Annotated in this window: 22 protein-coding genes; 14 read left to right on the top strand and 8 right to left on the bottom strand. The window is 65.3% G+C overall.

The window, feature by feature from the left end:
* From proB to DYI24_RS03910, 9 genes are all read left to right on the top strand, one after another.
* On the top strand, window positions 1–973 hold a 973-nt coding region (gene proB, locus DYI24_RS03870; protein WP_164571328.1), incomplete at its 5' end, for a glutamate 5-kinase.
* Window positions 974–1,175: 202 nt separating this feature from the next.
* A complete protein-coding gene (locus DYI24_RS03875) occupies window positions 1,176–2,468 on the top strand; it encodes a glutamate-5-semialdehyde dehydrogenase (protein WP_164571329.1) in 1,293 nt (430 codons plus the stop codon).
* 24 nt (window positions 2,469–2,492) lie between these two features.
* On the top strand, window positions 2,493–3,122 hold the full coding sequence (locus tag DYI24_RS03880) for a nicotinate-nucleotide adenylyltransferase (protein ID WP_164571330.1): 630 nt from the start codon (window positions 2,493–2,495) through the stop codon (window positions 3,120–3,122).
* A 289-nt stretch (window positions 3,123–3,411) separates the two neighbouring features.
* Complete coding sequence (gene rsfS, locus DYI24_RS03885; RefSeq protein WP_107346369.1) at window positions 3,412–3,789, top strand: ribosome silencing factor; 378 nt, start codon at window positions 3,412–3,414, stop codon at window positions 3,787–3,789.
* Between the two features lie 89 nt (window positions 3,790–3,878).
* Complete coding sequence (gene rlmH / locus DYI24_RS03890) at window positions 3,879–4,361, top strand: 23S rRNA (pseudouridine(1915)-N(3))-methyltransferase RlmH (RefSeq protein ID WP_011155735.1); 483 nt, start codon at window positions 3,879–3,881, stop codon at window positions 4,359–4,361.
* A gap of 19 nt (window positions 4,362–4,380) precedes the next feature.
* Window positions 4,381–5,772, top strand: a complete 1,392-nt coding sequence (locus DYI24_RS03895; protein WP_164571331.1) for a murein hydrolase activator EnvC family protein — start codon at window positions 4,381–4,383, stop codon at window positions 5,770–5,772.
* Entirely contained in the window at window positions 5,769–7,145 is a 1,377-nt protein-coding gene (locus DYI24_RS03900) for a S41 family peptidase (RefSeq protein ID WP_107342424.1), read from the top strand. The genes DYI24_RS03895 and DYI24_RS03900 overlap by 4 nt, the downstream gene beginning before the upstream one ends.
* A gap of 149 nt (window positions 7,146–7,294) precedes the next feature.
* A complete protein-coding gene (locus DYI24_RS03905; RefSeq protein WP_164571339.1) occupies window positions 7,295–8,536 on the top strand; it encodes a divergent polysaccharide deacetylase family protein in 1,242 nt (413 codons plus the stop codon).
* 38 nt (window positions 8,537–8,574) lie between these two features.
* Complete coding sequence (locus DYI24_RS03910; RefSeq protein ID WP_107342426.1) at window positions 8,575–9,081, top strand: RNA pyrophosphohydrolase; 507 nt, start codon at window positions 8,575–8,577, stop codon at window positions 9,079–9,081.
* Between the two features lie 160 nt (window positions 9,082–9,241).
* On the opposite strand, the gene DYI24_RS03915 is transcribed toward DYI24_RS03910, so the two are convergent.
* The gene (locus DYI24_RS03915) at window positions 9,242–10,312 is read right to left on the bottom strand and encodes a glycosyltransferase (protein WP_164571332.1); all 1,071 of its coding nucleotides are present in this window, start codon (window positions 10,310–10,312) and stop codon (window positions 9,242–9,244) included.
* A gap of 270 nt (window positions 10,313–10,582) precedes the next feature.
* Between DYI24_RS03915 and DYI24_RS03920 the strand changes: the two genes are divergently transcribed.
* Window positions 10,583–11,530 (top strand): UDP-glucuronic acid decarboxylase family protein, encoded by a 948-nt coding sequence (locus DYI24_RS03920; RefSeq protein ID WP_164571333.1) that lies wholly within the window; start codon window positions 10,583–10,585, stop codon window positions 11,528–11,530.
* Window positions 11,527–12,048, top strand: a complete 522-nt coding sequence (locus tag DYI24_RS03925; RefSeq protein ID WP_164571334.1) for an RNA pyrophosphohydrolase — start codon at window positions 11,527–11,529, stop codon at window positions 12,046–12,048. Before DYI24_RS03920 ends, DYI24_RS03925 begins: the two co-directional genes overlap by 4 nt.
* Before the next feature lie 185 nt (window positions 12,049–12,233).
* On the opposite strand, the gene DYI24_RS03930 is transcribed toward DYI24_RS03925, so the two are convergent.
* From DYI24_RS03930 to DYI24_RS03950, 5 genes are all read right to left on the bottom strand, one after another.
* Window positions 12,234–12,641 carry a F0F1 ATP synthase subunit epsilon gene (locus DYI24_RS03930; protein WP_107342430.1) on the bottom strand — a complete coding sequence of 136 codons (408 nt, stop codon included), beginning with the start codon at window positions 12,639–12,641 and terminating at the stop codon, window positions 12,234–12,236.
* A gap of 113 nt (window positions 12,642–12,754) precedes the next feature.
* The gene (atpD, locus tag DYI24_RS03935; RefSeq protein WP_107342431.1) at window positions 12,755–14,185 is read right to left on the bottom strand and encodes a F0F1 ATP synthase subunit beta; all 1,431 of its coding nucleotides are present in this window, start codon (window positions 14,183–14,185) and stop codon (window positions 12,755–12,757) included.
* Between the two features lie 73 nt (window positions 14,186–14,258).
* Complete coding sequence (locus DYI24_RS03940) at window positions 14,259–15,134, bottom strand: F0F1 ATP synthase subunit gamma (RefSeq protein ID WP_107342432.1); 876 nt, start codon at window positions 15,132–15,134, stop codon at window positions 14,259–14,261.
* 143 nt (window positions 15,135–15,277) lie between these two features.
* Window positions 15,278–16,810 (bottom strand): F0F1 ATP synthase subunit alpha, encoded by a 1,533-nt coding sequence (atpA, locus tag DYI24_RS03945; RefSeq protein ID WP_164571335.1) that lies wholly within the window; start codon window positions 16,808–16,810, stop codon window positions 15,278–15,280.
* A complete protein-coding gene (locus DYI24_RS03950; protein WP_107342434.1) occupies window positions 16,810–17,370 on the bottom strand; it encodes a F0F1 ATP synthase subunit delta in 561 nt (186 codons plus the stop codon). Before DYI24_RS03950 ends, atpA begins: the two co-directional genes overlap by 1 nt.
* 738 nt (window positions 17,371–18,108) lie before the next feature.
* Between DYI24_RS03950 and DYI24_RS03955 the strand changes: the two genes are divergently transcribed.
* Window positions 18,109–18,579: a septal ring lytic transglycosylase RlpA family protein gene (locus DYI24_RS03955; protein WP_107353797.1), complete on the top strand. Its 471-nt coding sequence runs from the start codon at window positions 18,109–18,111 to the stop codon at window positions 18,577–18,579.
* A 153-nt stretch (window positions 18,580–18,732) separates the two neighbouring features.
* Here the strand turns inward: DYI24_RS03955 and DYI24_RS03960 are convergent, their stop codons facing one another.
* Window positions 18,733–20,943: a primosomal protein N' gene (locus tag DYI24_RS03960; protein WP_164571336.1), complete on the bottom strand. Its 2,211-nt coding sequence runs from the start codon at window positions 20,941–20,943 to the stop codon at window positions 18,733–18,735.
* 191 nt (window positions 20,944–21,134) lie between these two features.
* On the opposite strand from DYI24_RS03960, the gene DYI24_RS03965 reads away from it, so the two are divergent.
* A complete protein-coding gene (locus DYI24_RS03965) occupies window positions 21,135–22,106 on the top strand; it encodes a tyrosine recombinase XerC (RefSeq protein ID WP_164571337.1) in 972 nt (323 codons plus the stop codon).
* Window positions 22,107–22,246: 140 nt separating this feature from the next.
* Window positions 22,247–22,837 carry a DUF4337 domain-containing protein gene (locus tag DYI24_RS03970; protein ID WP_107342438.1) on the top strand — a complete coding sequence of 197 codons (591 nt, stop codon included), beginning with the start codon at window positions 22,247–22,249 and terminating at the stop codon, window positions 22,835–22,837.
* 64 nt (window positions 22,838–22,901) lie between these two features.
* Here DYI24_RS03970 and DYI24_RS03975 read toward each other — a convergent pair.
* On the bottom strand, window positions 22,902–23,376 hold a 475-nt coding region (locus DYI24_RS03975; protein ID WP_164571338.1), incomplete at its 5' end, for a hypothetical protein.

Genomic DNA, 23,376 nt, shown 5'->3' on the forward strand with positions numbered 1-23,376 from the left:
GGTGTCGTCCGGCTCGATCGCGCTCGGGCGCAGCCGGCTGAAGCTGCCGCGCGGCCCGCTCAAGCTTGAGGAAAGCCAGGCGGCAGCGGCAGTCGGGCAAATCGAATTGGCCCGGACCTGGTCCGAAGTGCTCGGCGCCCACGGCATCGGCGCCGGCCAAATCCTGGTGACGTTTCAGGACACCGAAGAACGGCGGCGTTATCTCAACGCCCGCTCGACCATCGCCAAACTGCTGGAATGGCGCGCGGTGCCGGTGATCAACGAGAACGACACCGTCGCCACCACCGAGATCCGCTACGGCGATAACGACCGGTTGGCGGCGCGCGTCGCCACCATGGCGAGCGCCGATCTGCTGATCCTGCTGTCCGACATCGACGGGCTGTACACTGCACCGCCCGGCAGCAATCCGGACGCCACGCTGATTCCCGTGGTCGAAGCGATCACCGCCGAAATCGAGGGCATGGCGGGCGCGGCGGGCTCGGAGCTGTCGCGCGGCGGCATGCGCACCAAGATCGAAGCGGCCAAGATCGCGACCTCCGCCGGCACTCACATGCTGATTGCCTCCGGCAAGATCGATCATCCGCTCAAGGCGATCGCCGAGGGTGGCAAGTGCACCTGGTTCCTGACGCCGGCCAATCCCGTAACGGCGCGAAAGCGCTGGATTGCCGGCACGCTCGAGCCGAAGGGCACGCTGACGATCGACGCCGGCGCCGTCAGCGCGCTGCGCGCCGGCAAGAGCCTGCTGCCAGCCGGCGTGATCCGGGTCGACGGCCAGTTCTCCCGCGGCGACGCGGTGATCGTGCGCGGACCGGACACCCACGAGATCGGCCGTGGCCTCGTCGCTTACGACGCCGAGGATGCCGAGAAGATCAAGGGCCGATCGTCGCCGGACGTGATGATGATCCTCGGACTCACCGGCCGGGCCGAGATGATCCATCGCGACGATCTAGTCGTCGGCACGGCGCCGGCCTGACGCGCAGTCCTCCAGTGCCCCTGCCGCGTGTTAGCAAGCAGGGGTTTCGTGGACGCCAGTTAGCAATGAACCGCCAAATCGCGGCAATCTCGTCGATTGCCGAAAGGACCGGGATCACCCGGTTTCCCAGCAACCGGCTTGGCGTAGCGGCCTTTTCCCCCTATTTACATGACCTGCCACGGATTTTTCAGGCTCAACCGCTATGACCGCCTCGCTCAAAGCCATCGACGGCAGCGCCGAACTGACGACGCTGATGACCGACCTGGGTCGACAGGCCCGCGCAGCCGCGCGGACCCTGGCGCTGGCGCCACCGGAGCAGAAGAACCGCGCGCTGGAAGCGATGGAGAGGGCTATCCGTGCCGGCGCCTACAAGATCCTGGCGGCGAACGCCGAGGATGTCGCGGATGCGAAAGCGGCCGGTACCACGTCGGCATTCTTGGACCGTTTGACGCTGACGCCTGCGCGCGTTGAAGCGATGGCCGAAGGCGTCGCGGTGGTGCGCGGCATCGCCGATCCGGTCGGCACCGTGACCGAAAGGTGGCAGCGGCCGAATGGAATGACCATCGAGCGCGTCCGCGTGCCGCTCGGAGTCGTGGCGGTGATCTTCGAAAGCCGCCCCAACGTTGCGGCTGACGCCGGCGTGCTGTGCCTGAAGTCCGGCAACGCCGTGATCCTGCGTGGCGGCTCGGAGAGTTTTCGCTCCTGCCGGGCGATCCATCACTGCCTGGTGCAGGGTCTGCGCGAGGCCGGGCTGCCGGATGCGGCAATTACTTTGGTGCCGACCCGCGACAGAGCCGCGGTGGGCTTGCTGCTTTCGGGCCTCGATGGAACGGTCGACGTCATCGTGCCGCGCGGCGGCAAGAGCTTGGTGGCCCGCGTCGAAAGCGAAGCGCGGGTGCCGGTGTTTGCGCATCTGGAAGGCGTCAATCACGTCTATGTCGATCGCAGCGCTGATCTGGAGATGGCCAAGTCGATCGTGCTGAATGCCAAGATGCGCCGCACGGGCGTCTGCGGCGCAGCCGAAACACTACTGATCGATCGCGCGGCCGCTGCGACGCATCTCGCTCCGCTGGTGACGATGCTGATCGACTCGGGGTGCGAAGTGCGCGGCGATCAGGCCGTGCAACGGGTCGATCCCCGGGTAAAGCCGGCGAGCGATGAGGACTGGGATACTGAGTATCTCGATGCAGTCATCGCCGCCAAGCTGGTCGACGGTGTCGACGCGGCGATCGCGCATATTCACGATCACGGATCGCATCACACCGATGCGATCGTCGCCGAGGATGCGCAGGCGGCGCAGAAGTTTCTCAGCGAAGTCGACTCCGCGATCGTGCTGCATAACGCATCGACGCAGTTTGCCGACGGCGGTGAGTTCGGCTTTGGTGCCGAGATCGGCATCGCCACCGGCAAATTCCACGCCCGCGGACCGGTCGGCGCCGAACAGCTGACGACGTTCAAGTATCGCATCCATGGCAGCGGACAGACCCGGCCGTGATGCTGCCGTGCCGCCGAGGCTGAGGTGACGACGGACCTCGCCGCAGCCCGCCGCGCGATTCCGCCGTTTACGCCGGGGATGCGGATCGGCCTGCTCGGCGGCTCGTTCAATCCGCCGCATCTGGCCCATCGCGCGATCAGTCAGTTCGCGCTCAAACGGCTGAAGCTCGATCGGGTGTGGTGGCTGGTATCACCGGGCAATCCGCTAAAGGATATCTCCAGCCTGCGCGAGATCGACGCCCGGGTTGCCGCGGCTCAGGCGATCGCGGACGATCCGCGCATCCAGGTCAGTCGTCTCGAAGCCGTCATCGGCACCCGCTACACTGCAGACACTCTCCGCTATCTGCGCCGGCATTGTCCTGGCGCTCGCTTCGTCTGGATCATGGGCGCCGACAATCTGGCTCAGTTCCATCGCTGGCAGCAGTGGCAGCAGATCGCGGCCGAGGTCCCGATCGCGGTGATCGACCGTCCCCCCACGAGCCTCCGCGCGCTCGCGGCTCCCGCCGCGCAGCGCCTGATGCGAATGCGAATTCCTACTAATGAAGCGGCAACCCTGGCGGATCGCCAGCCGCCCGCCTGGGTGTTTCTCACCGGGCTGAAATCGCCGGTGTCGTCGACCGCTTTGCGGAACCCCGACGGAAGCTGGAAGACATGATGGTGGCGTTCGCTGGACTCTCGGCGCGGCGCTCCCCACATCGGATGTGTGACTTTTGCGAGACGGCGCGGCGGCGTTTACGGCTCCTGCAAGGCGCCCTGGATTCCACTTTGCTGGAAATTGCTTTAGAATGGCCTGTGGGCGCCGGGAGTCGGCACCCACGATACAGTGAAAGGAAAGGTCCCTGACCACTTCTGTATTGTCTACGTCGGCTTTGCCGAAATCGGTCGCGGCAAAGGCTTCGCGGTCCGCGTCAACCAGGACTGCGCCAGTACCGACCCCTGAGGCGATCGCGCCGGATGCATCGCAGTTCAAGGCTGCGCCGGATGCGGAAGCGACGCTGCAACTGATCCTCTCCCGCCTCGACGACATGAAGGCGGAGGAGACGGTGACCATCGACCTCCGCGGCAAATCAGCGATGTTCGACTACGTGGTCGTCACCACTGGACGGGTTAACCGTCACGTTGGCGCGATCGCAGAGAACGTCGTCAAGGCCCTGAAGCAGGCCGGCATCGCCGCGCCGCACGTCGAAGGCTTGCCGAACTGCGATTGGGTGCTGATCGACGCCGGCGACGTCGTGTTGCACGTCTTCCGTCCCGAGGTCCGCGAGTTCTACAACCTCGAACGGTTGTGGACGCAAGGTCCGGCGCCGGCGAAGACGCTGTAGTCATCGTAGTCCGTGTGGCGTCGGCGCGGCTGAAGACGCGTGTCTGACGGATGAGTAGCGCGGCTCTCGCGCAAAGGGCGCGTGAGCCGATGCGATTGTTGATCCTGGCTGTCGGGAAGCTGAAACAGGGGCCGGAGCGCGAGCTCGCCGAGCGCTATCGTGCGCGGTTCGACGACCTCGGCCGCAAGCTCGGCTTCCGCGGCCTCGATGTCCATGAAATTGCCGAAAGCCGCGCCCGTGAGGCGCCGGCCCGGATGGCGGAAGAAGCCGCCGCGATCATCGCTCAGGTGCCGGATGGCGCTGTGTTGGTCACGCTCGACGAGCGCGGACAGAGCCTCGGCAGCACCGCCTTCGCCGCTCAGCTCGGCCGCTGGCGGGACGAGCAGGTGCCCGGTACTATTTTCGTGATCGGCGGAGCAGACGGACTTTTGCCTGAATTGCGGCGCAAGGCAAAGCTGAGCATGTCGTTCGGGGGGGCGACATGGCCGCACCAAATGGTTCGCGTGATGCTGCTGGAGCAGATCTATCGGGCCGCGACGATTTTGGCGGGACATCCTTACCATCGTGCGTAACCGACGCCGTAGCGAACCGATGCATGCACCGCGCAACACGGCTGCGAGGCACACTGCGGCTGCCGGCTCCTGGCGGCCCGCGGTTCTATTGTCCGCCGGGCTCGCTGCGGGCTTGTGGGCGGGCGACTTGGCGCGCCCGGACGGGGCGCTGATCTCCTCAGCGAAGGCCCAGACCGCCCCCGTTGCCACGACGGCGGCGCCGTCGATGGCAGACCTGATCAAGCAGCATGAGCAGGAGCTGGAAGCGGCGCGGGCGCAGCAAAAGAGCGCCGCCGAGCAGCAGGACAAGCTCAAGGCCGATCTGGCGGCGATCGGCGCCGACCGCACCAAGCTCAACCAGGAACTGATCGACGTCGCCGCCAAGGTGCGGGCGGTCGAAACCCGCATCAGCGACGCCGAAGCGCGCTTGCGCCCGCTCGACGCGCGCGAGACTGAAATCCGCACATCGCTGGACGCCCGCCGCGGCGAGATCGGCGAGGTGCTGGCCGCCCTTCAGCGCGCCGGGCGCCGCGCCCCGCCCGCACTGCTGGTGCGCCCCGAAGACGCACTGGAGTCGCTGCGCACCGCGATCCTGCTCGGCGCCGTGGTGCCGGAGCTGCGGACCCGCGCGGAGCGTCTCGCCATCGATCTCGGCGAACTGATCGCGGTGCGCCAGAAGATCGCCGCCGAGCGCGACCAGCTCGCCGCCGACCGCAATAACCTGACCACCGACCAGACCCGGCTCGCCGCCTTGGTCGAAGAGCGCCAGCGGCAACAGAATGCGGTCGAGAAGGACATCGAGGCCGAGCGCGGCCGGGCGCTGACGCTATCGCGCCAGGTCGACAGCCTCCAGGGCCTGATCGCCAAGATGGAGCAGGACCTCAGGAGCGCCGCGAAGGCGGCGGCCGCCGCCGATCAGAAGGGCGCCCCGGCTGCCGGCAAGGCCAATCTGGCGGCGCTGAAGGATCCCGGCCGGCTGAGCCCGGCGATCGCGTTCGCTTCCGCCAAGGGCATGCTGCCGCTGCCGGTTAACGGCACCAAGATCCGCGAATTCGGGCGCCCCGACGGGGTTGGCGGCGTCGAGCGCGGCATCTCACTGGCGACGCGCGCCGGCGCCCAGATTACAACACCTTGCGATGGCTGGGTGGTCTATGCCGGCCCGTTCCGCTCCTATGGACAACTCTTGATCCTCAATGCCGGTGGCGGGTATCATGTCCTGATCGCCGGGATGGAGCGCATTTCAGTCAATATCGGGCAGTTCGTGCTCACGGGAGAGCCGGTCGCGACCATGGGTTCGACCTCGCGGGTCGCCTCGATCCTCGCGGCCAACGCCAGTCAGCCCGTGCTCTACGTCGAGTTCCGTAAAGACGGCACTCCCATCGATCCAGGCCCATGGTGGGCCGCAAATGAAGGCGAGAAGGTTCGCGGATGATGCGCAAGACTTCGGTAATCCTCCTCAGCGCCGTCACCGGTGCCGCGCTGACACTTTTCGTCACCCAACCTCGCACGATGCTGATGGGCGCCACCGCCCGCGCCGCCACTTCCGACACCTACCGCCAGCTCAACCTGTTCGGCGACGTGTTCGAGCGGGTGCGCAGCGACTACGTGGAGAAGCCCGACGATTCCAAGCTGATCGAATCCGCCATCAGCGGCATGCTGGCCGGTCTCGATCCGCACTCCAGCTACATGGACGCCAAGAGCTTCCGTGACATGCAGGTGCAGACCCGCGGCGAATTCGGCGGCCTCGGCATCGAAGTCACCATGGAAGACGGCCTGATCAAGGTGGTGTCGCCGATCGACGATACCCCGGCGTCGAAGGCCGGCATCCTGGCCAACGACATCATCACCAATCTCGACGACGAGGCGGTGCAGGGCCTGACCCTGAACCAGGCGGTCGAGAAGATGCGCGGCCCGGTCAACACCAAGATCCGGCTGAAGATCGTCCGCAAGGGCCAGGACAACCCGATCGAAGTCACGCTGGTGCGCGACAACATCCGCGTCCGCTCGGTGCGCGCGCGCGTCGAAGACAGCGACATCGGCTACATCCGCATCACCACCTTCAACGAGCAGACCACCGAAGGGCTCAAGAAGGAGATCGCGAACCTCACCAACCAGATCGGCGCCGACAAGCTGAAGGGCTTCATCCTCGATCTGCGCAACAACCCGGGCGGCCTGCTCGAGGAAGCGGTGACGGTGTCGGACGCGTTCCTGGATCGCGGCGAAATCGTCTCGACCCGCGGCCGCAATGCCGAAGAGACCCAGCGCCGCTCCGCCCATGCGGGCGACCTCACCAAGGGCAAGCCGGTGATCGTTCTGGTCAACGGCGGCTCGGCCTCCGCGTCGGAAATCGTCGCCGGTGCGCTGCAGGATCACAAGCGCGCCACCGTGGTCGGCACCCGTTCGTTCGGTAAGGGCTCGGTGCAGACCATCATTCCGCTTGGCTCCGGCAACGGCGCCCTGCGGCTGACCACGGCGCGCTACTACACGCCGTCGGGCAAGTCGATTCAGGCCAAGGGTATCACTCCGGATATCGAAGTGATGCAGGACGTGCCGGCCGACCTCAAGGCGCGGACCGACACCAAGGGCGAAGCCTCGCTGCGCGGCCATCTGAAGGGCGCCGACGGCGACGAGAAGACCGGCTCGCAGTCCTACGTGCCGCCGGAAGCCAAGGACGACAAGGCGCTGAAGGCCGCCGCCGATCTGCTGCACGGCATCAAGGTCAACGCTTCGGCTCCGGCCGACAAGCAGACCACCGGCGACAAGGCTGCGATCGACAAGCCGGCCGGCAACAAGGCAGCGAACTGATCGCTCGTCTCGAGATTGATGTATCTGCCGAAAGGGCGGCCTGCAGGCCGCCCTTTTTGCTGGGCGGCCCGTCCTGACACGGCGTCCCGCCGCGGTCTCCGGCTGTGTCGTGCTATCGTCGCCTGCACTGATTCGGGAGATCGTTGGCAGTGGCGGCGGACGAACTAAGCACCCCGCTGGGTCAGAAGCGGAACCGGTGGAAGCGGCTGCGCCATTACCGGCTGCCGTTCAACGCCACCCAAGGGGTGGCGGCGCTGCTCGGCCTGTTCGTGCTGGTGTTCCTCGGCTTCGCGCTATTCGGCAATGATCCGTTTGGCGGCGAACCGGTGGTGCGGGTCGAGATCAAACCAAGCCCCGAAGAAGCCAAGCAAGCCGCCGCCGAGGCCGGCAAGGACCAAAGCGGCAAGCCGGAGAATGCTCCGGCGGCTGCCGCCGAGAAGAAGGATGCCGCTGAGTCGAAAGACGCGGCCGCCGGTCAGAAGACCATCACCATCATCGACGGCTCCAAGGGCACGCGTCAGGACGTCGTGGTCGGGACCGACAGCGCCGACAAGGGCGAGCCTCCGGCAGGACCAGCGACCTCAGACGGCATCAATCCGAAGCTGCTGGAGCAGTCGCGTTATGGCATGATCCCGGTGATGGCCGGCGGGCTGAAACCGTTCTCGGCCTATGCGATGACAACCGATGCCGATCGCGCCAAGGCTGAGCGGATGCCGACCGTGACGATCGTAGTCGGAGGGCTTGGCATCGGCGCGGCCCGCACCAACGATGCGGTGATGAAGCTGCCGGCTGCGGTGGCGCTGGCGTTCACGCCCTACGGATCGGACCCGGGCAAGCTGGCGAACGAAGCGCGGACCAAGCGCCACGAGGTCATTCTGCAGATTCCGATGGAGCCGTTCGATTATCCGGACAACGACCCTGGACCGCAGACGCTGCTGACCTCCAGCGCACCGGAGCAAAATCTCGACCGCCTGAATTGGCATCTCAGCCGGATCCAGGGCTATGTCGGCCTGTCGAACTTCATGGGCGCACGGTTCGTCGCCACCGAACCGGCGATGCAGGCGGTGATCCGCGACGCCGCCAAGCGCGGGCTCGGCTATCTCGATGACGGCACCGCGCCGCGCAGCGTCGCCGGAACGCTGGCGAAATCGCTCGCGATCCCGTTCGCACGGGCCGATCTCACGATCGATCAGGTGCCGGCCGGCGCCGATATCGACAAGGCGCTGGCGCGGCTGGAGAGCATCGCCAAAGAGCGGGGCAGCGCTGTCGGCATGGCTTCTGCGCTTCCGGTGACGATTGAACGAATTGTCAACTGGAGCAAGAGCTTGGAGAGTCGCGGGATCCTCCTGGCGCCATTGACAACGGCGATGCTGAAATCAAAATCAAGTTGAGTCACCCCAACCTCGGGGATGCGGAAGGCACTGACGGAATGGCCCGCTACGAAGACCTGCCCTATCGAACCTGCGTCGGCGTGATGCTGATCAACCGGGAGGGTCTCGTCTTCATCGGGCGCCGCACCGGCGGCATCGAACACGTCGACGACACCCACGTCTGGCAGATGCCGCAAGGCGGCGTCGATCCCGGCGAAGACACCTGGGAAGCCGCCAAGCGCGAGCTTTATGAAGAAACCAGCGTCCACTCGGTCGAGAAGCTCGCCGAGGTGCCGGACTGGCTGATCTACGATATCCCGCGCACCGTGGCAGGCCGCGCTTGGAAGGGTCGCTATCGCGGCCAGCGCCAGAAATGGTTCGCGGCCCGCTTCACCGGCGCGGACTCCGAGATCAACGTCGTCCACCCCGGCGGCGGCCATAAGGCGGAGTTCACCAGCTGGCGCTGGGAGCCGATGCACAATCTTCCGGAGCTGATCGTGCCATTCAAGCGCCCGGTCTACGAGCGCGTCGTCAAGGAATTCTCGCAGCTCGCCGCGGCGGTGTGAGGCGACCAATCCTTTCGTCGTTGCAAGCTCAGCGAAGCAATCCACGGGCTCGGTGAACTGAGCCCTGCATTGCTCCGTAGCTACGCTCCTCGCAACGACGCGGGAACTCCGTGACCAATCTTGCCGCCTCGTCGCGCGGAGGCAACGGGCCGCGAGACCATCATCCGGCCGCCATCGCGGTCTGCAGGATATGATCGCAGTGCGCCTTCACGGTGTGGTGGGCGAAGACGTGATCGCGCGCAGCCAGCGCCATGCGACGCAGCTTGTCCTTGTCCGCCAGCGCTGACGTGACGGCGCGCTCCAGCCCGCCGGGTTCGATGTCGTAGTACACGCCGTGCTGACCAGACAGCAGTGGTGCATAGCGCAGGATGGTCGGGTTGTTCATCAGCGGCACCGACTGCACGATCGGCGCTTCATAGTGCCGGTAGCAGTCCCACCCCATGCCCTCCGGCGACCACGCCAGCCAGGAATGCGACATCCGCTCCATGAAGGCGTCGTAGGGCAGTCGCTCGGTCGGCTGATCGATCCGCACGCCCGCCGCCCGCAGCCGCTCCAGCTCCGGCAGACCGTCGCGCCGCACTGTGGAATTGCCGTCGACCGAGCCGATGAAGAAAATGTCGTGTGTCTTCTCCGGAAACGGCGCGTCCCGCCAACGTGCGTCGAACCGGAATTGCGGCAGCGAGATCGGCTGCAGCTTGTCGATCCGGCGTTGCCACTTCTCGCTGCGCCGATAGCGCAGCGTCGGCAGATGCGGATGCACGGTGCCGGCCAGGGCCTGCCATTTGTCGCACGGCAGCTCGCGTTTGAAATACGCCTTCGCCTTATCGAGCAGGAAGACGCTGCTCTTCGAGATCGCGAAGTGATCATCCATCTCGACCGCGACCACCGGCACAGGCGACTTCACCCAGCGGAACACGCTGGGGCCGAATTGTCGGGTCAGCGCGGCCCATGGATTGGTCGGCGTGTAGAAGATGCCGCGCGCCCAATAGCGCGGATGCCAGGGCGAATAGCGCAGGCTGTTCACCACCACGACGTCGTATTCGCCTCGGCCGGCGGCGCGCAGTTCGCGCAGCACGCGGTCCGGCGTCGAGAAGCCGTCGAGCTTGCCGAAGTCGTCGGTCAGCTTGGTCCAGGTCCACAGGCAGGTGGTGCGCTCTGGATACTGAAGTTTGAAATAGCCGCCGCCGATTTCGAGAATGCGGAGCTTGGAGGTATCGACGGGCGTGGTCATGAATTGAATTCGCCTGGCGCAAGTCGCAGCAGGCGCCGCGCCGCCCGCGTGGGTCGGCGACAGCGCCGGGACGGCGGTCGTCGCAGCCGGTGGCAGCCGCTCGCAGCAGCGAGCCACGGTTTCGGCGCTTGCCTAGCATGGGGTTTCTTGCCATTCAATGCGGCGGAAAACGGCCGACGCGACCGCGTCCGGCCGGGCGTTTCGAGCCAAATGGGCACCCGTTCCCGCGACTGAGGCGCGTCCGAACCCGCCCCTGTCCAGGACCCAGCGATGCGATTGTCCCGACGAATTCTCGTGAGCGGCGGCGCCGGCTTCATCGGCTCGCACCTGTGCGACAAGCTGTTGGCCGAAGGCCATGAAGTTCTGTGCGTCGACAATTATTTCACCGGCTGGCGGCGCAACATCGAACATCTGGTCGGTACGCCTCGATTCGAGGTGATGCGCCACGACGTCACCTTCCCGCTCTATGTCGAGGTCGACGACATCTACAATCTCGCGTGCCCGGCTTCGCCCGTGCACTACCAGCACGATCCGGTGCAGACGTTGAAGACGTCGGTGCACGGCGCCATCAACATGCTGGGCCTCGCCAAGCGTACCCGCGCCAAGATTTTCCAGGCCTCGACCAGCGAGGTTTACGGCGACCCCAACGTGCACCCGCAGCCCGAGAGCTATTGGGGCCACGTCAATCCGCTCGGCATCCGCGCCTGTTACGACGAGGGCAAGCGCGCAGCCGAGACGCTGTTCTTCGACTATCACCGTCAGCACAAGGTGAAGATCAAGGTCGCGCGAATCTTCAATACCTACGGGCCGCGGATGCATCCCAACGACGGTCGCGTGGTGTCGAACTTTATCGTCCAGGCGCTGTCCGGCAACGACATCACCATCTACGGCGACGGCAGCCAGACGCGGTCGTTCTGCTACGTCACCGACCTGCTCGACGGCTTCGCCAAACTGATGGCGAGCGGCGATGAGTTCATCGGACCGGTCAATCTCGGCAATCCGGTCGAGTTCACCATTCGGCAGCTCGCCGAGATGGTGATCGAAATGACCGACTCGAAGTCGAAGCTGGTGATGATGCCGCTGCCGTCGGACGATCCGCGCCAGCGCCAGCCCGACATTTCGCTGGCCCGCCGCGAGCTGGGATGGGAGCCGAAGGTGCCGCTCGCCGACGGTCTGAAGGAGACCATCGGCTACTTCCGGACCCTGATGGCGTCGTGACCGCGCGCCCGCCTGTCGAATCACTCCCGTATCGCCGCAACGTCGGCATCGCGCTGTTTGGCGGCGACGGCCGGGTTCTGATCGGGCGACGGTTTCGCGACGACGGCCCGGAGATCATTCTGCCGGGTCTCGAATGGCAGATGCCGCAAGGCGGCATTGACGAAGGCGAAGAGCCGCGGATCGCAGTGATGCGCGAACTCTGGGAAGAGACCGGCGTGACCAACGCCGAGATCCTCGGCGAGACCGACTGGGTCAGCTACGACTTCCCGCCATACGACGGCCCTGCCCATCGCCTCGCCGTGTTTCGCGGTCAGCGCCAGAAATGGTTCGCGCTGCGCTTCACCGGCAGCGAGGCGGAGATCGATCCGCTCGCCGTCCGCAACGACATGCCGCCGGAATTCGATGCCTGGCGCTGGGAGCGCCTCGACCGCGTCGCCGATCTCGTCGTGCCGTTCCGCCGCGAAGTCTATCGGGAAGTAGCGCGGAGCTTTGCGCGGTTTGCCGCCGCTCAAGCTTAGCTGCGGCGCCTTCTTCACTACCGTACTTCATGCGCGGGCTTGACCCGCGCATCCATCATTCTTGGGAAAACAGATGGATTGCCGGGTCAAGCCCGGCAATGACCACTGTGTAGAGCGCCGCCTCAAAAGCAAATGGCCGGGACAATGCCCGGCCATTCGAAATGTCAGAACACCTGACGGCGACGTTAGTGCATCGCGGTGGTGTTGAGCTCGTGCTGGATGCTCTTGAAGTGATCCAGGCGCTCGATCGCGCGGTCGAGCTCGTCGCCGACCTTGCCGGGGATCTGCTGCTCCATCGTCTGGATGGTCGCGGCGAAGTCCTGCAGGTCCAAGTCCGGTGCCGCGGTCGCGACGTCGGCCAGAACGGTGAGGCCCTTCTCGGACACTTCGGCGATGCCGCCGAGCACTACGATCTTCTGCTTGTTGGCGCCCGCCGTCACGGTGAGGATACCGGGACGGATCACCGCCACCACCGGCGCATGACCGGCGAGCACACCGAAGTCACCCTCGGCGCCCGGAATATCGACCTGATCAACTTGGCCGGAGAAGGCGACTTGTTCGGGCGAAACCAGATCGAAGTGGAAGGTGGACATGCTCGCTGCTCTCTCTGCGGTCACCCGCGGGCTCGACCCGCGGGTCCATCATTGAAACTGATTTGAGACGATGGATGGCCGGGTCAAGCCCGGCCATGACGTGCTCTCTCGGCTCAGGCCGCCTCGGCGGCGAGCTTCTTGCCCTTCTCGACCGCCTCTTCGATGGTGCCGACCATGTAGAACGCCGCTTCCGGCAGGTGGTCGTACTTGCCTTCGCAGATCGCGCGGAAGCCCTTGATAGTGTCGACGAGGTCGACGAACTTGCCCGGCGAGCCGGTGAACACTTCGGCGACGAAGAACGGCTGCGACAGGAAGCGCTCGATCTTACGGGCGCGGGCCACGGTCAGCTTGTCCTCTTCGGACAGTTCGTCCATGCCCAGGATGGCGATGATGTCCTGCAGCGACTTATACTTCTGCAGGATCTGCTGAACCATACGCGCGGTGGTGTAGTGCTCTTCGCCGACGATCGAGGCGGACAGCATGCGCGAGGTCGAGTCGAGCGGGTCCACCGCCGGGTAGATGCCCTTTTCCGAGATCGCACGGTTGAGCACGGTGGTGGCGTCCAAGTGGGCGAACGAGGTCGCCGGCGCCGGGTCGGTCAAGTCGTCGGCCGGAACGTAGATCGCCTGCACCGAAGTGATCGAACCCTTGGTGGTGGTGGTGATGCGCTCCTGCAGCGCGCCCATGTCGGTCGCGAGCGTCGGCTGATAACCCACCGCCGACGGGATACGGCCGAGCAGCGCCGACACTTCCGAGCCGGCCTGGGTGAAGCGGAAGATGTTGTCGACGAAGAACAGCACGTCCTGGCCCTGGTCGCGGAAGTGCTCGGCGACGGTCAGACCGGTCAGACCGACGCGGGCGCGGGCGCCCGGCGGTTCGTTCATCTGGCCGTAAACCAGAGCGCACTTGGAGCCTTCGCCGCCGCCCTTCTTGTTGACGCCGGATTCGATGAACTCGTGATAGAGGTCGTTGCCTTCGCGGGTGCGCTCGCCGACGCCGGCGAACACCGAGTAACCGCCGTGGGCGCGGGCGACGTTGTTGATCAGTTCCTGGATCAGCACGGTCTTGCCGACGCCGGCGCCGCCGAACAGGCCGATCTTGCCGCCCTTGGCGTAGGGCGCGAGCAGGTCGACGACCTTGATGCCGGTGACGAGGATTTCAGCTTCAGTCGACTGGTCGGTGTAGGCCGGGGCTTCCTGGTGGATGGCGCGAAGACCTTCCGACTTGATCGGGCCCTGCTCGTCGACCGGCTCACCGATCACGTTCATGATGCGGCCGAGCGTGCCGTCGCCGACCGGCACCGAGATCGGCGCGCCGGTGTCGGTGACTTCCTGGCCGCGAACCAGACCTTCGGTGGTGTCCATCGCGATGGTGCGGACGGTCGATTCACCGAGGTGCTGCGCAACTTCGAGCACCAGGCGGTTGTCGCCGTTCTTGGTTTCGATGGCGTTCAGAATGGCCGGTAGATGCCCTTCGAACTGAACGTCGACGACGGCGCCGATCACCTGCGTGATGCGTCCGGTCTGATTGGCGGGTGTAGCCATTTCAACTGTCTCCCTGAAGTCCGAAAACCCGTCCACGGTCGATCGACCGGACGTAAAACCTTGTGAAGTCGCGTCAGATCGCCTCGGCGCCCGAGATGATCTCGATCAGTTCCTTGGTGATCATCGCCTGCCGGGTGCGGTTGTAGACCAGCGTCTGCTTGCGGATCATTTCACCGGCGTTGCGGGTGGCGTTGTCCATCGCGCTCATCTGCGCGCCGTAGAACGACGCGTTGTTCTCGAGCAGAGCGCGGAAGATTTGCACCGCGAGGTTGCGCGGCAGGAGGCCCGAGAGGATCTCGTCCTCTTCCGGCTCGTATTCGTAAGAGGTCGCCACCGCGCCTGCGGCGGGCGCCGCCACTTCCAGCGGGATCAACCGCTGGGCTGTCGGGATCTGCGAGATCACCGACTTGAACCGCGAGTAGAACAGCGTGCAGACGTCGAACTCGCCGGCATTGAAGCGGGCGATCACCTTCTTGGCGATGTCCTCGGCGTTGACGAAGCCGATCTGACGCACCGAGCGCAGCTCGACATTGTCGATGATCTGCTTCTCGAAGTTGCGGCGCAGCTGCTCGTAACCTTTGCGGCCGACGCAGAAGAACTTGACCGTCTTGCCCTGGCTCATCAGCTCGAGCGCGCGCTCGCGAGCGAGGCGGACGATCGAGGAGTTGAACGCACCGGACAGGCCGCGTTCGCCCGTGCACACCAGCAGCAGGTGAACCTGATCCTTGCCGTTGCCGGCCAGAAGCACCGGCGCGCCGGGCGAGCCCGCTGCGGCACCGGCGATATTCGAGATCACCGCTTCCATCTTCTCGGCGTAGGGCCGCGCTGCTTCCGCCGCCATCTGGGCGCGGCGCAGCTTCGAGGCGGCCACCATCTGCATCGCCTTGGTGATCTTCTGCGTCGCCTTCGTCGAGGCGATGCGGACGCGCATGTCTTTAAGTGAAGCCATTCTCAGTCCACCCCGGCGATCTGACCTGTGATCCGACCGCGAACCTCACATTCGTCATGCCCGGGCTCGCCCCGGGCATCCACGATGTCGAATAGCCACGTCGAGGACGTGGATGGCCGGGGAAGACCCCGGCCATGACAGCATCAAGCGAACGTCTTGGCGTAGCTCTCGACCACCGCCTTGAGCTTCGCAGCGGAGTCGTCGCTGAGATCGCGGCTGGTGCGGATCGCTTCCAGGATGCTCGACTCCTTGCCGCGCAGCAGCGCCAGCAGACCGTCTTCGAACGCGCGCACCTTGTTGAGCGGGAGCGCATCGAGATAGCCGTTGGTGCCGGCCCAAATCACGCAGACCTGCTCTTCCATCTTCAGCGGCGAGAACTGCGGCTGCTTCAGGAGTTCGGTCAGACGCGAACCGCGGTTCAGCAGGCGCTGGGTCGCGGCGTCAAGGTCGGAGCCAAACTGTGCGAACGCCGCCATTTCGCGGTACTGCGCAAGCTCGCCCTTGATCTTGCCGGCGACCTTCTTCATCGCCTTAGTCTGAGCCGACGAACCGACGCGCGACACCGACAGACCGACGTTCACGGCCGGGCGGATGCCCTGGAAGAACAGGTCGGTTTCCAGGAAGATCTGGCCGTCGGTGATCGAGATCACGTTGGTCGGAATGTAGGCCGACACGTCGTTGGCCTGGGTTTCGATCACCGGCAGAGCGGTGAGCGAACCGGCGCCCTTCTCGTCGTTCAGCTTCGCGGCGCGTTCCAGCAGACGGGAGTGCAGATAGAACACGTCGCCCGGATACGCTTCGCGGCCCGGCGGACGGCGCAGCAGCAGCGACATCTGGCGGTAAGCGACGGCCTGCTTGGACAAGTCGTCGTAGATGATCACGGCGTGCATGCCGTTATCGCGGAAGTACTCGCCGATGGTGCAGCCGGTGAACGGCGCGATGTACTGCATCGGAGCCGGGTCCGACGCGGTGGCGGCGACGACGACCGAGTATTCCAGCGCGCCCTGCTCTTCCAGAACCTTCACGAACTGGGCGACGGTGGAGCGCTTCTGACCGACCGCGACGTAAACGCAGTACAGCTTCTGGCTCTCCGGCGCGCCTTCGACGTTCAGCGACTTCTGGTTCAGAATGGCGTCGAGCGCGATCGCGGTCTTGCCGGTCTGACGGTCGCCGATGATCAGCTCGCGCTGGCCACGGCCGATCGGAATCAGCGCGTCGATCGACTTCAGGCCAGTCGCCATCGGCTCGTGCACCGACTTGCGCGGAATGATGCCGGGCGCCTTGACGTCGACGCGCTTGCGCTCGACCGCCTGGATCGGACCCTTGCCGTCGATCGGATTGCCGAGAGCGTCAACGACGCGGCCGAGCAGACCCTTGCCGACCGGCGCGTCCACGATCGAACGGGTGCGCTTGACGGTCTGGCCTTCCTTAATCTCGCGGTCGGCACCGAAGATCACGACGCCGACGTTGTCGGTTTCGAGATTGAGCGCCATGCCGCGCGTGCCGTTCTCGAACTCGACCATTTCACCGGCGAGCACGTTGTCCAGGCCATAAACGCGGGCGATGCCGTCGCCGACGGACAACACCTGTCCGACCTCGGAGACTTCGGCTTCCTGGCCGAAATTCTTGATCTGGTCCTTGAGGATCGCGGAAATTTCCGCGGCGCGGATGTCCATCAGCCTGCCTCTTTCATCGCGTGCTTGATCGAATTGAGTTTGGTGCGGAGCGAACTGTCGACCATGCGGCTACCGAGCTTGACGACAAGCCCGCCGATGATCGCCGGATCGACGTTGATATTGAGGGCGACGTCCTTGCCGGTCACCGACTTCAGCGCCGCCTTCAGCGCTTCGAGATTCTTGTCGCTGAGCTTCTCGGCCACGGTCACATCGGCGGTCGCCTCGCCCTTGAACTTGGCGACCAGCGCGCGATAGGCACGGATCACATCGGCGACGACGAACAGCCGACGGTTGGCAGCGAGCACTTTCAGAAAATTGGCGCTGATGCCGGTGATGCCCGCCTTGTCGAGCACCGCGGCCAGCGCCTTGCCCTGCACCTCGGAGGCGAACACCGGGCTACGGACGAGACGGACGAGATCCGGGCTGCCCGCCAGCATGGCACTGAACTTGTCCAGATCGGCCAACACCGCATCGATGGATTTTTCGTCGCGGGCCAGTTCAAACAAAGCGGTCGCGTAACGACCGGAGACTCCGGAAACCGATGGATCTTCAGATGCCACGAGCGCGCTCTTCTTGCTGTCAAATGGCCAAGGAAAAAACCGTCGCCACGAAGCGGCGCCCCCGATTTAAGCCCTTGGAATTCAAGCTGGACTTCGATTTCTGACCGGCACGATGGTCCGGCGGCCTTTAAAATCGCGGCTTTGCTAACATAGCGCGCGCGCAGGTGCAACACGATGGCACGAGCCCGCGGCGCCTTGTTGCAGATCAATCGTCGAGGCGCCTGGCAGAACGCGTCACGTCAGTCGTGAGCGCACCGTTCGGCGCCAGAACGGACCTGGGCCTGGATCTGTCGCGAAGCCGAAAAGACCTGCCCGCTAAGCCTGGCCACTAAGCCGGAGAAGAGCCTCGCAGGCGCGAAGCGCGGGCTGGGAGCCCCTTCGCGCCACGCATGGGGCTAATCCCACTGGTCGCAACTTCTCTATTTGGGGTTGCAGAACCGTCGCCGACGCACGCGCTCAGCCTTAACAATCGATTACTTGTGTGATTCGCCATCGGCGTTCATGAAAACTTCGTAATTCAGTATCCGGCAAGGACTTGAAGTATTCGATAAGTAAAATAGTTGTTAATATCAGAGTACCACGTTGTACTGCGAAAGATCACCAAATATTGCAGCGCGAAATATGGAGGATTGACCGCCTATATTCAGCCTCATTACAAGGCCACTCGTTCGACCGCGAACATAGGGACGGGGGTTCCACTTGCCGCATATGGGGCAATACTCGACTTAAGGATAGGATATGGTTCGAAAGAAAACACCGGCGCTGCTCACCACCGGGCCGGCTGCGGCCGCGGCGATGATCGTCGCCTCTGTCTTCCTTGGCGGATCGGTAGGCGAAGCCTCGGCGAAGAGCCGGCATCACCGCCACCACCACCATAGCCACCACAGCGACTGGCGCTCGGCCAATGCGTCGGTGGAGAGCGGCGGTGGCCGCAGCTTCTCCGGTATGGCTTCGTACTACGGCAATGAGTCCGGGAGCCGGACCGCGTCGGGCCAGCGCATGAACGCCAACGCGATGACCGCCGCGCACCGCACGCTGCCGTTCGGCACCAAGCTGCGCGTCACCCATGGCGGCCGTAGCGTGGTCGTCACTATCAACGATCGCGGGCCGTTCATTCGCGGCCGTGTTCTCGACCTGTCGACCGGCGCTGCGCGCGCAATCGGCCTGACCAGCCGTGGAGTCGGCCGGGTCGTTGCGGAAGTGATGTAACCGCGAAGCGGTTCTGCTTCCTCTGCAGATACAACACCTGACGTCCGGATTGGTTCGGCAACAAGCCGCACGCCGCGCTGACGTCACGTGACAAAAGCCTGGCGTCGACAATGACGGCAGGCTTTTCTTTTGTCGTCCGGACGACGCTGAAGATCACAGAAAGCTTTGCGGATCGACGTCGACTTCTAGCTTCAGATTACCTTTGGTCTTGGGTCCTTTGGCGAGCCAAGAGCGCAAGTAGTTCGACAGATCGAAGCCGCGCACCGATTTCACCAGCAGCCGGAATCGATAGCGCCCCTTGATCACCGCGAGCGGCGCTTCGGCGGGGCCCAGAACCTGCACCCGCTCATCGAGCGGCGCAGCGCTGGCAAGCTGACGGCCGAAGCTTTCTGCGGTCGGCCGATCACCGGCCGAGATGATCAGGCTCGCGAGCCGGCCGAACGGCGGGTACAGCGTGCGCTCCCGGATGTCGATTTCGCTGGCGTAAAACGCCTCGCGGTCACAGGCGACCAACGCCTTCATCACCGGATGCTCGGGCTGATGCGTCTGCAGGAAGCCGACGCCGCGGCCCTGCTCGCGCCCCGCACGCCCGATCACCTGGTTGAGCAGCTGGAAGGTGCGCTCGGCGGCGCGCGGATCGCCGTTGGACAGGCCGAGGTCGGCATCGACGACGCCGACCAGATTGAGCCGCGGGAAGTTGTGGCCCTTGGCAACGAGCTGGGTGCCGATGATGATGTCGACACGACCCTCAGCTATCTCGTTTAGCTCGGCCCGCATCGTCTCGATCGAGGTGATCAGATCGCTCGACAGCACCATGGTGCGGGCGTTGGGAAACAGGCTCGCCGCCTCTTCCTGCAGCCGCTCGACGCCGGGCCCGACCGCAACCAGCGAGCCCTCGGCGCCGCAATGTGGACAGGCCGGCGGCCGCGGCATCGAGAACCCGCAATGGTGACACACCAGGCGCTGCCGGAAGCGGTGATCGACCAGCCAGGCGTCGCAGATCGTGCAGGCAAAGCGATGCCCGCAGGCGCGGCACAGCGTCAGCGGCGCATAGCCGCGGCGATTGAGAAACAGCAGCGCCTGTTCGCGCCGCTCGATTGCGAAGCCGATCTGCTCGGCGAGCCGCGGCGAAATGAAGCGGCCCCGCATCGGCGGCTCGCGCCGCAGATCGATCGCTTCGATCTGCGGCATGTGCTGTCCGCCGAACCGTGACGGCAGCGGAATCCGCGTGTAGCGGCCCTTGCGGGCATTGACCTCGGTCTCGACCGACGGCGTCGCCGACGCCAGCACGATCGGAATTTTGGCGATCGACGCCCGCACCACCGCCATGTCGCGGGCGTGATAATGCACGCCGTCTTCCTGCTTGTAGGCCTGGTCGTGCTCCTCATCGACGATGATCAGCCCGAGATCGGCGTAAGGCAGAAACAGCGCCGAACGGGCGCCGACCACGACGCGAGCCTGGCCCGCGGCGATTGCCGCCCAGTTGCGCGCGCGGGCGCGCGGGGTCAGTTCGGAGTGCCACTCCAGCGGCCGCACGCCGAAGCGCTGGGAGAAGCGCTCGAGAAACTGCCCGGTGAGCGCGATCTCCGGCATCAGGATAAGGCTTTGCCCGCCCTGCCGGATCACCTCGGCGACCGCCTCGAAATAGACTTCGGTCTTGCCGGAGCCGGTGACACCGTCGATCAGCGCCGCCTGAAAGCCGCCAGCGGTCACCAAGCCGCGCATCGTCTCGGCGGCGCGGGCCTGCTCGGGTGAAAAGTCAGCCGGCGCGAAATCCGGATCGGGCTCCGGTGCCGGGTTCTCACGCGGCATCGGCTCGACCTGCAGGGTACCCTCGTCGACCAGTCCGTCGATCACGCCGGGGCTGACGCCGGCTTCCTTGGCGAGGTCGGATTTACCGTGCAGCAGCCCGTCCGACAGGATCTCCAGCAGGCGCCGGCGCGCCGGCGTCATCCGCTGCGGCGGCGAGCCGACCAGCCGCACGCCCAGGCGCTGCCGCTCCGGGCCGAGATGCTCGCCCATCCGCAAGCACATCCGCAGCACCATGCCGCGCGCCGACAGCGTGTAGGTCGAAACCCACTCGACCATCCGCCGCAGCTCGTCGCGCAGCGGCGGCACGTCGAGCTTTTCGGCCACGTCCTTGAGGCGGTTGTGCAGCCGCGGGTCGGGATTCGGATTCTCCGCCCAGACGACGCCGAGCACTTCGCGGGCGCCCAGCGGCACCGCCACGACGTCGCCGGGCTTCAGCGAAAGGCCGCGCGGCACCCGGTACGAATAGGCCTGGTCGATCGCGACCGGCACCAGCACGTCGACAACGCTGGCAGGCGCGTGGGAGGCCGGACTGCTGGTCGGCAAATCATCCATCGGCCCGGTGTGCCGCCAAAGCCCGGTTTCATCAATGGGAAAGGAAATCGGCTATGATTCGGAAACGCTATCCCCGTCATTGCGAGGAGGCGAAGCCGACGAAGCAATCCAAAAAGCTACTGCACTGAGCTGGATTGCTTCGCTTCGCTCGCAATGACGGAGAGGATCCGTTCTGGTCGGCAACAAGACACATGCCCAAAACCCATCCCGCGCCTCCGCCGCTCGAACTCTCCTGTGCGACCGCCGATCTCACCGCCGAGATGGCGAAATGGCTGTCGCATCTGCGGGCCGAGCGGCGGCTGTCCGGCAAGACGCTGGAAGCCTACGCGCGCGACGTGCGGCAGTTTCTGCAATTCCTGGCCGAGCATTGGGGCGGCGAAGTCACGCTCGGCCGGTTCGCGCGGCTGGAGGCGACCGACGTCCGCGCCTTCATGGCGGCGCGACGGGCGGATGAGATCGCCGGCCGCTCGCTGATGCGTGCGCTGGCGGGGCTGCGTTCATTCGGGCGTTTTCTCGAACGCGAAGGCAAGGGCCGGGTCGGGGCGTTAGCCTCGGTGCGGGCGCCGAAGATCAAGAAGAGCCTGCCGAAGCCGCTACCGATCGCGGCCGCCAAGCGGCTTGCCGACGCCGACGAGCGCGCCGGCGAGGAGCGCGAGACCTGGGTGCTGATTCGCGACGCCGCCGTGATGGCGCTGCTGTACGGATCCGGCCTGCGTATCTCGGAAGCGCTTGGCCTGAAGCGCCGTGACGTGCCAGCGCCCGGCAAGGGCGACACCCTGATCGTGCACGGCAAAGGCAACAAGACCCGAATGGTGCCGGTGCTGCAAAACGTGCTCGAGCAGATCGCCGAGTATGCAGCGGCCTGCCCCTACAACCTGCCGCCCGATGGGCCGATGTTCGTCGGCGCCCGCGGCGGACCGCTCAGCCCGCGAATCATTCAGCTGGCGATGGAGCGGCTGCGCGGTGGCCTCGGGCTGCCCGACAGCGCGACGCCCCACGCGCTGCGACATTCGTTTGCGACGCATTTGCTTAGTCGCGGCGGAGATCTGCGCGCCATCCAGGAATTACTCGGTCATGCCTCGCTGTCGACCACGCAGGTCTATACGGGGATCGATACCGAGCGGCTGCTGGAAGTCTATAACAGCGCCCATCCCCGGGCCTGAGCAGCGGACGCGCCTCGGCTAAGCTGTTAGTCCGGTGCCGGCGGCCTTGACCCTGCCATTTATCCAACTGACAAGATCGCGGTGCTACAAGGCCTGCTCGATGCGGGCGCAATGATTGCTGTGACAGGAGATTCCGGACGATGGGGGCGCACGAAAGCATGGAGCACGCGGAGCATGCCGAGCATGCATCGGGCTCCAACAAGGGCATCGCGCTGCTGATTTCAGTGATCGCGCTGTTCCTGGCGTTCTCAGAAACGCTCGGCAAAGGTGCGCAAACCGAAGCTCTCGCCAAGAACGTCGAAGCCTCGAACTTGTGGGCGTTCTTCCAGGCCAAGAGCATCCGTCGCACCACGGTGCAGGCGGTATCCGAACACGCGCGACTCAGCCTCGGCACCGTGCCGGACGAGGCCACCAAGGCGGCGCTGCAAAAGCAGATCGACGATTGGCAGAAGACCGCAGCGCGCTATCGCTCCGAACCGGAGACCGGCGAAGGCTCCGAACAGCTCGCCGAACGCGCCAAGCACGCCGAACATGATCGCGACCTGGCGATGGCTCGCTATCATCACTACGAAGTCGCCTCGGCGGCCTTCCAGATCGGCATCGTGCTGGCGTCGGCGACGATCATCACCGGCATGATGGTGCTGGCCTGGCTGTCGGGCCTCTTGGCGATCGGCGGCCTCGGCTTCATGGCGATCGGCCTGTTCGCGCCGCACGCCGTGCATCTGATGTGAGCCAAAACGAACATCGCGCGGACCGAGCCTCGGTTCGCGCGATGAAACGATTTGAATCCTGAACCTACCGCGCCGTGCGAATGCGCCGGCGGAGCGCGCCGATGCGGCGCAGCGCCTTCGATCCCCAGCCGTCGCCGTCACCCTTCAGCAGCTCGGCGAGCTTGGCCCGGATCTGGGCCATGATCGGCGCCACGATGGCATGCGCCTTGGCGCGCAGTTCGATCACCCAGCGATAGGTGGCGGCGAACCAGCGAAGCTGCAGCAGCTTCGGCTTGGTGACGTCGAAGATGAAGGCGGCAACGCCGAGGCCGAACACCTGCGCGGCCGCAAAGATGCCGAGCCCGGCGATCCAGTGGCCTTGGGCGAGCAGCGCCAACGCGAACAGCTTCAGCGGATACAGCGGCGCCACCGGGACCAGAAACACCGGCAGCGTCATCGCAGGCGACAGATGATCGACCCAGCGCGCGAGCCGCTCTTTGAGCTCGCGCAGCGGAATCAGCGCGACGATGCGCGCGATCAGCGGCTCGACGTGGGCCCCG

Source organism: Rhodopseudomonas sp. BR0C11, assembly GCF_010820945.1.
Lineage (GTDB): Bacteria > Pseudomonadota > Alphaproteobacteria > Rhizobiales > Xanthobacteraceae > Rhodopseudomonas > Rhodopseudomonas palustris_H.